At 68.7% G+C, this 12,141-nt stretch carries 13 protein-coding genes; 12 read left to right on the top strand and 1 reads right to left on the bottom strand.

The genetic code is table 11. From position 1 onward, the window contains the following. The first annotated feature begins 38 nt into the window (after positions 1-38). The gene (locus BDK89_RS08390) at positions 39-449 is read left to right on the top strand and encodes a hypothetical protein (RefSeq protein WP_133868518.1); all 411 of its coding nucleotides are present in this window, start codon (positions 39-41) and stop codon (positions 447-449) included. Between the two features lie 47 nt (positions 450-496). Then, positions 497-709, top strand: coding sequence for a hypothetical protein (locus BDK89_RS08385; RefSeq protein WP_133868517.1), 213 nt, complete (start codon positions 497-499; stop codon positions 707-709). On the opposite strand, the gene BDK89_RS08380 is transcribed toward BDK89_RS08385, so the two are convergent. After that, the gene (locus BDK89_RS08380) at positions 710-1,693 is read right to left on the bottom strand and encodes an LLM class F420-dependent oxidoreductase (protein WP_133868516.1); all 984 of its coding nucleotides are present in this window, start codon (positions 1,691-1,693) and stop codon (positions 710-712) included. 38 nt (positions 1,694-1,731) lie between these two features. On the opposite strand from BDK89_RS08380, the gene BDK89_RS08375 reads away from it, so the two are divergent. From BDK89_RS08375 to BDK89_RS08330, 10 genes are all read left to right on the top strand, one after another. Beyond that, on the top strand, positions 1,732-3,168 hold the full coding sequence (locus BDK89_RS08375) for an amidase (RefSeq protein WP_133868515.1): 1,437 nt from the start codon (positions 1,732-1,734) through the stop codon (positions 3,166-3,168). Further along, positions 3,165-3,554 (top strand): VOC family protein, encoded by a 390-nt coding sequence (locus BDK89_RS08370; protein WP_133868514.1) that lies wholly within the window; start codon positions 3,165-3,167, stop codon positions 3,552-3,554. The genes BDK89_RS08375 and BDK89_RS08370 overlap by 4 nt, the downstream gene beginning before the upstream one ends. 80 nt (positions 3,555-3,634) lie before the next feature. Next, positions 3,635-5,170 carry an AMP-binding protein gene (locus BDK89_RS08365; protein ID WP_133868513.1) on the top strand — a complete coding sequence of 512 codons (1,536 nt, stop codon included), beginning with the start codon at positions 3,635-3,637 and terminating at the stop codon, positions 5,168-5,170. Between the two features lie 5 nt (positions 5,171-5,175). Further along, positions 5,176-5,574, top strand: coding sequence for an MmcQ/YjbR family DNA-binding protein (locus BDK89_RS08360; protein WP_133868512.1), 399 nt, complete (start codon positions 5,176-5,178; stop codon positions 5,572-5,574). After that, positions 5,555-6,856, top strand: a complete 1,302-nt coding sequence (locus BDK89_RS08355) for an NAD(P)/FAD-dependent oxidoreductase (RefSeq protein WP_208294008.1) — start codon at positions 5,555-5,557, stop codon at positions 6,854-6,856. Before BDK89_RS08360 ends, BDK89_RS08355 begins: the two co-directional genes overlap by 20 nt. 77 nt (positions 6,857-6,933) lie before the next feature. Further along, entirely contained in the window at positions 6,934-7,557 is a 624-nt protein-coding gene (locus tag BDK89_RS08350; protein ID WP_133868510.1) for an MSMEG_1061 family FMN-dependent PPOX-type flavoprotein, read from the top strand. 46 nt (positions 7,558-7,603) lie between these two features. Next, positions 7,604-8,695 carry a phosphotransferase family protein gene (locus tag BDK89_RS08345; RefSeq protein WP_133868509.1) on the top strand — a complete coding sequence of 364 codons (1,092 nt, stop codon included), beginning with the start codon at positions 7,604-7,606 and terminating at the stop codon, positions 8,693-8,695. 24 nt (positions 8,696-8,719) lie between these two features. Continuing rightward, the gene (locus BDK89_RS08340; protein WP_133868508.1) at positions 8,720-9,820 is read left to right on the top strand and encodes an Rv3169 family protein; all 1,101 of its coding nucleotides are present in this window, start codon (positions 8,720-8,722) and stop codon (positions 9,818-9,820) included. A 35-nt stretch (positions 9,821-9,855) separates the two neighbouring features. Then, entirely contained in the window at positions 9,856-11,082 is a 1,227-nt protein-coding gene (locus BDK89_RS08335; RefSeq protein ID WP_133868507.1) for a metal-dependent hydrolase family protein, read from the top strand. Between the two features lie 44 nt (positions 11,083-11,126). Further along, a complete protein-coding gene (locus BDK89_RS08330; protein ID WP_133868506.1) occupies positions 11,127-12,119 on the top strand; it encodes a hypothetical protein in 993 nt (330 codons plus the stop codon). Positions 12,120-12,141: the final 22 nt, after the last annotated feature.

Raw genomic sequence — 12,141 nt, 5'->3', positions numbered from 1 at the left:
TACAGTTTCCTCCCCGCGAAACGACACGGAATCCAGCCATGAACTTGCCATCCACCCAGACCACACGGAGGCGCTTGCATCACACCTGGGAGCGTTTCCAGGAGCGCCGCAAACAGCTGTCGGCGGCGGTCGCCGCCAAGCGGCCGCCACGCTCCGTGCAAACTCCAGAGTTGCAGTACCGTCTCGCCCACGTCGCCGACCCCCACGGCACCGGCTCGATCCTGGCCGTTCAGGGACTGCTGAACGCCGCTGCGATCGAAGCGGTCCACGACGCGACCGTCGTGTTGCCGGCCGACTCTCGGCTCGATCTCGACCTCAGCGGAGCGGCCATCTTGTCGGGCCCCTGGCTCCGCATGCTCGAGGCACTCATCGACGCGCTCGAAGAGCGCGGCGTGCAGGTCCGGGTGACCGGCATCAGCCCGCATCACCCCGAACTCCGACGCCACTGATCCCCCGCCGGGAAACCCTGTAACACCCCTTCGTCAGAGTGGGGTGCATGGACGACACCAACACCCCCCGGCAGCTGAGCCTCCTGCCCTCACCGGAGGTTCCCGTTCAGTTCCGCCTCGACGCCGACACGCGGCGCCGCGGCTTGCGCCACGTCGCCGAGATCCGCGAGCAGATGGCAGCCCGACAGGCCGCCCGCCGCGAGGCCGAACATCTCACCGCCCGGTCGGCACGCCGCCCGGTTCGCCCCGAGGCAGCCTGATCAGCCGGCGCTCGGCGCCAACGACGTGATCGCGTCCCAGGCGTCGAGGTCGGGATCGAACGGCAAGACGGCCAGCGACGTCGTCGTGACCCCGTTGTCGAAGTACCGGTCGATCGTGGCCCGGCACTCGGCCGGCGAGCCGTGCACGACGAGAGCATCCACGACCGAGTCGGGGATCTCGGCCAAGGCCTGCTTGCGATCACCGGCCTTCCACGCTGCCCACATCCCGGCCAGCTCGTCGCCACGTCCGAGCCACTCCTGGAAGGCCGCGTACACCGGCACGTTCATGTAGGCGGCGATCGCTCGTCGTGCGCCGGCCCGCACCACCTCGGCGTTCTCGCTCGGGCACACGAAGACGCGGGCGACGAGCTCGCGATCCTCTCCCCCGGCGCCCTCGCGCAGCGCCGCAGCGACCGTCGGCACGTCGTCGGCGCCGAGCCAGTTGGTGATCGCGCCGTCGGCTTCGCGTCCCGCCATCTTCAGCATCCCCTCACGCAGCGCCGCGACCACGATCGGAGGCGTCTGCTCCGGACGGAGACCGAGCCGGAAGCCCTGGATCTCGAAGGTGTCGTACTGCTTGGTGACCTTCTCCCCGCTGAACGCGTCACGCACGAAGCGCACGACATCGCGGACCTTCTTGTAGGGCTCCTCGAACGGCACACCGTTCCAACGCTCGACGATCACGTTCGACGACGACCCGATGCCGAGCACGAACCGGCCCGGCGCGGCGTCGGCCATCGACGCGGCGCTCTGCACCATGCACGCCGGGGTGCGTGTGTACGCCGGGAGGATCGCCGTTCCCAGCCGGAGCCGCGGCTCCCACACCGACGTCAGCGCCAGCGGGGTCAGGCCGTCGCCGGCGTCCGACTCGGCCGACCACACGTCGGTGAACCCCATGTCGGCCAGCTCGACGATGCGATCACGCTGCGCGTGCAGCGGTCCGGCGAGAGGCACGGTCATTCCGGGGCGGCGAGGGAGGCTCATGGCGGCGACTGTACGAGCCGAGCACTACCGTCATCGACATGGGGAACTCCGAACAATCCGTCGACCTGCCGTGGCAGGGTGACGCCTGCTCGCTCGTCGACGCCTTCCGTTCCGGTGAACGCACACCGCTCGACGAGCTCGACGCGGTGGTCCGAGCGATCGAGGCGTCCGACCTGAACGCCTTCAGCCACCTGCATCTCGAACAGGCTCGGGAGGCCGCTCAGCACGCCGACGTCTCGAAGCCGTTCGGTGGGGTCCCGATCGGCGTGAAGGAGCTCGATCAGGTCGAGGGCTGGCCCGACACCCACGCCTGCGCACTGTTCGCCGACGACATCGCTCCGCACACGAACACGAACGTCGCCCGAGCCCGCGATCTCGGCGGTGCGGTACTCGTCGGTCAGACGACCGCATCGGAGTTCGGCGGCGTCAACCTGACCCGAACGGTGATCAACGGCACGACCCACAACCCGTGGCGACACGGCACCACGCCGGGCGGCTCGTCGGGTGGCACCGCCGCTGCGGTCGCCGGCGGCATCGTCACCCTCGGTACCGGCGGCGACGGCGGAGGATCGATCCGAATCCCCGCAGGGTTCTGCGGCCTCGTCGGACTCAAGGCGACGTACGGCCGCATCCCCCTCACGCCCGACGCCCGCCTCGGCGCGATGACCGTCACCCATGGCTGCCTGTCCCGGTCGGTCCGCGACACCGCTCGATGGTTCGACGTCTGCAACGGCCGAGACCCCCGCGAGCCGCTCAGCCTGCCACGCGTCGACGGATGGGAATCCGGGCTCGGCACCCACCTCGGCGAATTGCGGGGCAAGCGCGTCGCCGTTGTCGCCGACTGGGGTTCGGCGGTCGTCTCGCCGGTCATGTGGGAGCTGCTCGAAGAGGCCGCCGACCGGCTCATCGCCGACTGCGGCATGGTGCGGGTCGACGACGTCGACACGGCGCTCCCGCGAATGGGCGCTGCCTGGTCGGTCGCCAACAGCGTCGGCCTGATCGACAAGCTCGGCGAGCGGTGGCCCGAGTGCGCCGACCAGCTGACGCCCGAGATCCGCTTCTCGATGGAGCACGGTGCCCCGAACTACGGCGCCGACGCCCGCATCAAGCTCGAGCGTCGCCGCAGCGAACTGAACGAGGCGATGGCGCGCATCTTCGACACCGCCTCCGGTGGCGTCGACTTCGTGATGACGGCCAGCAATCCCGACATCGCGTTCGCAGCCGACGGTCCGCTGCCCGGCGTGTTCGGCGGTGTCGAGGCCGGTGCGGGCAACAACGGCAAGCTGACCTTCCCGGCGAATTTGCACGGTAATCCGGCGATCTCCGTTCCGGCCGGGCAGGTCGACGGGCTGCCGATCGGCCTCCAGATCGTGGGTCCGCACTTCAGCGAGGAACTGCTCCTCGACCTGGCGCTGACGGTCGAGCGTGAGCGCCCCTGGCCACTCACCACCCTACTCGCCGGGGTCGCGTCGTGAAGCTCGGAGCGTTCTCCGTCAGCCTCGCCGTCGCCGACCTCGCAGCGTCACGCGAGTTCTACGAGCGCCTCGGTTTCGAGGTGACCGGCGGCAACGCCGACGAGGGCTGGCTGATCCTGAAGAACGAGCAAGCGATCATCGGTTTGTTCCACGGCATGTTCGAGGGCAACATCCTCACGTTCAATCCGGGCTGGACCCAGGACGGGGTGCCGGCGGACGGCGACTTCACCGACGTCCGCGAGGTGCAGGCCGTGCTGCGATCGGCCGGCGTCGAACCCGCCGAACCGATCGACGCCGACGGCACGGGCCCGGCGCACATCGTCGTGACCGATCCCGACGGCAACACGATCATGATCGACCAGTTCGTCGACCGTCCCGACGACTGACCCGCATCGCCCCGACCGACCCGACGGCGAGCACCGCGGCGTGTCGTCCGTCACAGGGCGACGCGATTAGGTTCGGCGCCATGAAGGTTGCGCTGACGGTGAACGACTTCCTGCGTCGAGCCGAGCTGCTGTACCCGGACCGGGTCGCAGTCGTCGACGAGCCCGATCAACCTGCCGAGTCGTGGGGCGAGATCACGTACGGCGAGATGGCCCGGCGCGCCCGTGCGATGGCGGCCGGACTCGACGAACTCGGCATCGCACAGGGCGAACGGGTCGCCATGGTGTCGCACAACTCGGCGCGCCTGCTCACCGCACTGTTCGGGGTGTCGGGATCGGGCCGGATCCTGGTTCCGATCAACTTCCGACTCGTCGCCGAAGAGGTGAAGTACATCGTCGAGCACTCGGGTGCCCGTGTTCTCCTCATCGACCCCGAACTCGCCGACGCGATGGCCGACGTCGAGTGCGAGATGAAGTGGACGATCGGCGCCGAGAGCGACGCCGTCCTCATGAAGTTCGACACCGAGCCGCAACCGTGGGACGCCGACGAGGACGCCACGGCGACGATCAACTACACGTCGGGCACCACCGCTCGACCGAAGGGCGTGCAGCTCACCCATCGCAACATCTGGCTCAACGCCACCGTGTTCGGCTGGCACATGACCGTCAGCGACCGCGACGTCTATCTCCACACGCTCCCCCAGTTCCACTGCAACGGGTGGGGCATGCTGTACGCCGTCACCGGCATGGGTGCCGAGCACGTGATCATCCGCAAGATCGACGGCACCGAGATCCTCCGTCGCGTCGAGGAGCACGGCGTCACCCTGATGTGTGGCGCACCCGCTGTCCTCAACATGATCCTCGACGCCGCCGCCGAGTGGGACGGGCCGATCCCCGGCCGCGACCGTGTCCGCATCGTCTGTGCCGGTGCTCCCCCGCCCACCAAGACGATCGAACGCTGCATGACCGAACTCGGCTGGGAGTTCGTCCAGATCTACGGGCTCACCGAGACGACCCCGCTCCTGACGATGAACCGAATGCGCCCGGAGTGGGACGAACTGCCGGTCGGCGAACAGGCGGTGCGCCTGAACAAGGCCGGCGCACCGGTCGTCGGTTGCACGATGGACGTCAGCCAGAGCGGTGAGATCATGGCTCGCGGCAACATGATCATGGAGGGCTACTGGGAGCAGCCCGACCAGACCGCCGCAGCGATCTACGACGGGTTCTTCCACACCGGCGACGGCGGCACGATCGACGAGGCCAACTACGTCACGATCGCCGACCGGAAGAAGGACGTCATCATCTCGGGCGGCGAGAACGTCAGCTCGATCGAGGTCGAGGACGCGATCTTCCAGCATCCCGACATCACCGAGGTCGCCGTGATCGGCATCCCCGACGAGAAATGGGGCGAACTCGTGACGGCGCTCGTCGTCACGGTCGAGGGTTCGGATCTCACCGAAGCCGACGTGATCGCGTGGACCAAGCAAAAGCTCGCCGGCTACAAGTGTCCGAAGAAGGTCGAGTTCCGCAGCGAACTGGCCCGCACCGCCACCGGCAAGCTCCAGAAGTTCAAGCTCCGTGCCCCGTTCTGGGAGGGCCAGGAGAAGCAGGTCAACTGACGGCGATGATCGAGCACGCCGACGCCGTCGACGTCATCACGGCACTGCCCGACGTCGCCGAGGGCACGAGCTACGGCAACCGCTGTTGGAAGGTCCGCGGCTCGATGTTCGTCTGGGACCGGCCCTTCAGCAAGGCCGACCTGAAGCGGTTCGGCGACGATCCGGTGCCGGCCGGACCCATCATGGGCGTCAAGGTCGACGGGCTCGACGAGAAGGATGCGATCCTGTCGGAGGGCACCGACGGTGTGTTCACCATTGCGCACTTCGACGGATTCGCCGCCGTCCTGATCCAACTCGACACCATCGCGCCCGACGATGCACGACGTCTCGTCGTCGACGCCTGGCTCGCCGCCGCCCCGGACGACCTCACCGAGGCGTACCTCCGTGACCACCCGATCAGCTGACGCCGTCGTCATCGGTGCCGGCGTCATCGGCAGTTCGGTCGCGCTCGAACTGGCGCGCAGCGGTCGGGACGTCGTCGTGGTCGACCGCGGCCCCGCCGCCGGTGCCGGTTCGACCAGCGCGTCGGCGGCGATCATCCGATTCAGCTACTCGACGCCCGACGCGATCCTCGCCGCCTGGGAAGCGGCGACGATGTGGCGTCACTGGGCCGACCATCTCGGCGGCATCGACCCCGACGGCATGGCGACGTTCGTCGAGTGCCCGAATCTCACCTTCCGCACCACGGGATATGACCCCGACGAGATGCTCGCACGATGGCGCGAGTACGGCATCGACCACGAAGAACTCGACGCCGACGCACTCGCCCAGCGCTATCCCGCCCTCGACCCGGGCCGCTTCTACCCGCCCAAACCGATCGACGACCCGGCGTTCGCCGGCGACCCGGACGGTCGCCTCACCGCAATCCTGTGCCACGGCTGTGGCTTCGTCGACGATCCGATGCTCGCCGCCAGGAACCTGGCATGGGCGGCGAAGCAGCACGGCGCGACGTTCCGGTTCGGCGCCGAGGTCGTGTCGATCGACCGGGACGACGCCGTGCGCGGTGTCACCCTCGCCGACGGCTCATCGGTCGAGGCCCCCGTCGTCGTCAACGTCGGCGGGCCCCACTCGGCGCACCTGAACCGGCTCGCCGGCGTGACCGCCGACATGACGATCGGGCATCGCCCCCTCCGACAGGAGGTCTTCGTGGTCGCAGCGCCCGACGGCACCGGACTCCACGACGGCGGGGCCTTCGTCGCGGACGTCGACCTCGGCCAGTACTTCCGACCGCAACCCGGCGGATCGATGATGATCGGGAGCACCGAACCCGAGTGCGACGAACTCGTCTGGGTCGACGACCCGGACGAGAACTCGCCGTATCCGACCGTCGACGTCTGGGAGACCGCGATGCTCCGCTTCGCCCGTCGGGTGCCCGGGTTCCGAGTCCCGAATGCACCGACCGGCCTCGCCTCCTTGTACGACGTGGCCGACGACTGGGTGCCGATCTACGACCGGTCCTCGCTCCCTGGCTTCTACATGGCGTGCGCGACGAGCGGCAATCAGTTCAAGAATGCCCCGATCGCCGGTCGGTTCATGCGGACGATCATCGATGCGGTGTCCGACGGGCACGATCACGACCTCGAGCCGGTGCAGTTCGTCGGCCCGCGCACCGGCCGTGCGATCGACCTGGGCGCCTTCTCCCGGAAGCGGGCGCGGGCAGCCACGACGAACTCCGTGCTCGGTTGACGTTCGGTCGGCGAGGCCTTCTCACGCACCGTGGCGACCGGCTACCCTCCGAGACGGGTGGACGAACAGGGGGCGAGATGGAGTTCCGGGACCGGATCGAGACACTCGAGCAGTTCCGCGAGGTGATGCGGCCGGCGAGCAGGCTCGTCACCGACAAGGAGTTCGACACGTTCGACGACGAGTGCCGCGAGTTCATCGCCCGCTCGCCGTTCGTCCTCGTCGCTTCCACCGACGGTTTCGGCAAGATCGACATCTCGCCGAAGGGTGACGAACCCGGCTTCGTCCGGGTGCTCGACGATCAGACGCTCGTCATCCCTGATCGCTTCGGCAACCACCGGACCGACACGTTCCTCAACGTCCTCGAGCACCCGTATGTCGGGCTGATCTTCCTCGTCCCCGGCCACAAGAACACGCTGCGCCTTCGAGGACAGGCCGAGATCGTCCGCGACGTCGAGGTGCGCGAACGCCTCGCCGCGAACGGATCGGTGCCCGATCTCGTCCTCGCCGTGCACCTGACGACCGGCTACTTCCACTGCGGGAAATGCATCATCCGGTCCGACCTGTGGACCCGCGAGCACGAAGAGCGTTCCGCCGACGACCGACTCCTGGCCCGGGCGATGGTCCGCCACGGACGACTCGACCTCACCGTCGAGCAGATGCACGACATCATCGACGACGACGAACGCACCCGTCTCTACTGACGCTCCGACCCCGGCGGCGCCGGGCTGCTGTGGCAGGCTCCTCGACGTGGGGGATCGAGCAGTCATCAACGCGTCCACGGTCGATGCCGCCTGGCTGACCGAGGCACTCGCCGCGGCATCGAACGGAGCCCGGGTCACCGGCTTCACGGCGGCGTCCATCGGCACCGGCCAGGTCGGCGAGAACGTGCGCTTCGAACTCGCCTGGGACCGCGACGACCCAGCACTCCCGGCGAGCGTCGTCGCGAAGTTCCCGTCGGCCAGCGACATCAGCCGGGAGGCTGCGAAGCTCACCGGCACCTACGTCCGTGAGGTCGGCTTCTACCGCGACCTCCGGGACCACGTCACGATGACGGTGCCCGACGTCCATCGTGTCGAATGGGATCCCGACACCCACGAGTTCGCCCTGCTGATGAACGACCTGTGCGACTCCGAGCAGGGCGATCAGATCGCCGGGTGTGCGGTCGAGGTCGCCGAGACCGTGATCGACGAAGCGGTCGGGCTCCACGCTCCCACCTGGGGCCGGACCGACGAATGGCGTTCGTTCGACTGGCTCGGGTACCCCGACGCCGAACGCACCATGCAGATGACCGGCCTCCTGCAGATGTTGCTGCCCGGGTTCCTCGACCGCTTCGCCGAGCGGATGTCGGCCGACGACCTCGACGTGGGACGACTCCTCGTCGAGCGGTACGGCCGGTGGAGCGACCTGGTCACCGAGTGGGCGGAGGGGCCGGGCGATTGGTGCGTGACCCACGGCGACTACCGCCTCGACAACCTGCTCCTCGGCCGCACTGCGCACGCACCGACGGTGACCGTCGTCGACTGGCAGACCGTCGCCGTCGGGATCGGGCCGGCCGACGTCGCCTACTTCACCGGTGCCGGTCTCCTCGCCGACGAGCGCCGAGCGCACGAACGACGACTGGTCGAGCGCTACGCCGCCGGTCTGCGCAACGCCGGTGTCGAGGCCGACGACGACACGATCTGGGACGGCTACGTCCTCGGAACGGCGTCCGGCTATCTGATGGCCGTGATCGCATCGCAGATCGTCGAACAGACCGAACGCGGCGACGCGATGTTCACCGCGATGGCCGAGCGACCCGCCGAGCAGATGCGCGATCTCGGCCTGCTCGACCGTCTCTGACCGGCACCCACACGAGGAGAGCACGTGCTCCACCCCCACGACGACTATCCGCTCCATCAGACACCCGAGCCGTTCCTCCACGTCGGGACCGACTCCCCCAACGCGTACGACCGGTACTTCTTCAACGGTTTCGACCGGTCCGGAGAGCGGTTCTTCGCCGTGGCACTGGGCGTGTACCCGAACCGGCGGGTGATGGACGCCGCGTTCAGTTGCATCGTCGACGGCGTGCAACACAGTGTTCGCGGCTCGCGGGCATGCCCCGCCGACCGCACCGACACCGCGGCCGGCGGTGTCAGGGTGGAGGTGATCGAGCCGATGCGATCGCACCGCATCACGGTCGACGGCCGCCACGAGGTCCGGGCCGAGCTCACGGTCACCGCGATGTCACCAGCGATCGAGGAGCCCCGCTTCCGCCACGTCGTCGACGGCCGAGTCGTGCTCGACTACACCCGACTGACGCAGTTCGGTTCGTGGTCGGGCTGGTTCGAGGTCGATGGTGAACGGGTCGAGGTCGACGGCTTCGTCGGCGTGCGCGACCGTTCGTGGGGCGTGCGGCCGATCGGTGAGCCGATGGCCGGGCCGCCTTCGGTTCCCCAGTTCTTCTGGTTGTGGGCACCGACCGTGTTCGACGACGCATGCACCCATTTCGCACTCAACCACGAGTCGTCCGGCCGTCCGTGGCACCAGAGCGGTGCCGTCACGCCCATCATCGGCGACGACGATGCACCGATCGACCCGGGCCGGGTGCAACGAGCCCACACCGCCGAGTTCGACGTGACGTGGCAGACCGGAACCCGATGGGCCGAGCGGATCACGACGCGCCTCGAGGTCTGGAACGGCGACCCGGTCGAGATCTCCTACGAGCCGGTCCTCCGGTTCCAGATGAACGGCATCGGATACCGCGACGCCGTGTGGGGCCACGGCAAGTGGGTCGGACCCGACGAGTCGACGCGGGATCGAATCGTGCTCGACGAGGTCGACCCACTGCACCCCGACATGATCCACATCCAGGCGATCGCCCGCGCCCGCTGGGGCGAGCGCGAGGGCATCGGCCTCGTCGAACAGTTCGTGATCGGCCCCCACGAACCCACCGGCATCACCGGCATCCTCGACGGCGCCCCCTGACGAGCCCGACGAGAGGTCGCGGTACGGTGGCCGGCATGCGAACGGTGTTGCAAGGTGGCCGCGTCTTCGACGGGAGCGGGGCCGATCCGGCCGACGCCGACGTCGCGCTCGAGAACGGCCGGATCGTCGAGATCGGCTCGTCGCTCGACGGCGACGAAGTCGTCGACTGCGCGGGCAGCACGATCGTGCCCGGCTTCGTCGACAGCCACGTCCACTTCATGGCCGACGGCAACCTCGACCCGGCCGTGTTCCAGGCGACTCCGTTCAGCCTCAACTTCTATCTCGCGGCCGAGCGGATGGGCCGCACGCTGGCGAGCGGCGTGACGACCGTCCGCGAGGCGGGCGGCGCCGACCTCGGCATGAAAGAGGCACAGACCCGCGGCGTCGTCGCCGGACCCGAGATGCTCATCTCGATCACCCTGCTCAGCCAGACCGGCGGCCACGGTGACCACTGGATGGCCTGCGGCGAGGCCGTGCCCAGCTTCTCGATCCCACATCCCGGCCGACCGACCGGCATCGTCGACGGGCCCGACGAGATGCGCGTCAAGGTTCGCGAGCTCATTCGGGCAGGCGCCGACGTGATCAAGGTGTGCACGTCGGGTGGCGTGCTCTCGCCACGCGACGACCCGAGGCACGGCCACTTCCGCGACGACGAGCTCGACGTGCTCGTCACCGAGGCGACCGCCGCCGGCAAATGGGTGATGAGCCACGCCCAGGCGACCGACGGCATCAAGTCGGCCGTCCGGGCCGGAATCCGATCGATCGAGCACGGCATCTACCTCGACGACGAAGCGATCGAGATGATGGTCGATCGCGGCACCTACCTCGTTCCGACGCTGATCGCGCCGATGGGCGTGCTCGAGGCCGCCGACCGCGGGGTGAACGTCCCGCAGTACGCGATCGACAAGACCCACCAGGTGATGGAGGCGCACCGCGACTCGATCAGCCGAGCGATCGATGCCGGCGTCAAGGTGGCGATGGGCACCGACAGCGGCGTCATCCCCCACGGCCAGAACCTGCGTGAAGTGCACGAGATGGTCCGATGCGGCATGACACCGGCGCAGGCCCTGGCGGCCTCGACGAGCGTCGCCGCCGAACTCCTCGATGTGCTCGACGACCGTGGCACCATCGAGGTCGGCAAGCGTGCCGACCTCGTCGTCCTCACCGGCGATCCGTTCGACACGGCGACGCTCGGCGACCAGGTCGGCGCGGTGTTCCAATCCGGCCATCAGGTCGCCGGCGCCGTCACCATCGGCGCCTGATCGCAGCTTCGACACGGGCGCCGCTGTCCGACAGACTGGACCGCATGACGTCGTTCGAAGCGGTCACGTTCCCGGAAGCCCGACCATCGGGGTACGACCTCCTCACGGACGAGCCCGTGTTCGACCCGGAGCGCCATCTCGCCCTGACCGAGCCGGAGTCGGTCACGACGCTTCGCGACCTCGGATACAGCGACGGCGACGTCGTCGGCACGGCGACCGACGTGGCGATCTCGTCGCCGATTCGCATCCTCAGCGACGAGGGCGCCGACGTGATGCTCACCACCGCTCGGCGATTGCGAGCCTTCGGGCGGGCTGCAGGCGACCGGATCGAGCGGTCGGTCCGGGGCGGCGTCTACCGGTCGGCTTGGCTACGCGACCTGTGCCTCAGTCCCGAGGTCGCCGCCCACATGAGCGCCGTGTACGGCACCGAAGTGGCACCGCATCCGATGGGCGTCCATCTCGGTCACCTCAACTACGAACCGTCGGTCATCGACGCCGCCGTCGACAAGTGGCACCACGACACCTTGCCGCTCGACTATGTGATGACGGTGACCGACCCCACCATCACGCCCGGCGGTCGGTTCGAGTACTTCGTCGGCACCAAGGCCGAGGCCGCCGCGCTGCGCGACGCCGGGGAGAAGCCTCCCGTCGATCGTGTCGTCGCTCCGGGCCTGCCCGGGCCCGGCTGGGCGGTTGCGATGCACGGCAACATGGTCGTCCATCGCGGTGGACCACTCACGGCCGAGGCCGAGCGGATCACGATGGTCAACGGCTACGTCGCCCTCGACCCGATGCGGCATCACCAGAGCCGCACGGTCGACCTGCTCGGCGTGGACGATCCCGAGGTGCTGTTCACCGAGTGGACGCGGTTCGCGGCGTGGCGCACGACCGCCCGATTGCAGGCGCTGATCGACGACATCGGCTTCGGGATCCGACCCGACGAGGCTGCGGCGGCGCTCACCGAGGCCGTACACGAAGCCCTCGCCGCCGCCGAGGAGATGCAACGCAGCGATCATCGCACCGAGCACTACGAGTGATCCGACACCTGCAGCCGTCTGC

The sequence above is a fragment of the Ilumatobacter fluminis genome, assembly GCF_004364865.1.
Classification (GTDB): domain Bacteria; phylum Actinomycetota; class Acidimicrobiia; order Acidimicrobiales; family Ilumatobacteraceae; genus Ilumatobacter; species Ilumatobacter fluminis.
This window is presented reverse-complemented; position numbering and strand designations above follow the sequence as displayed.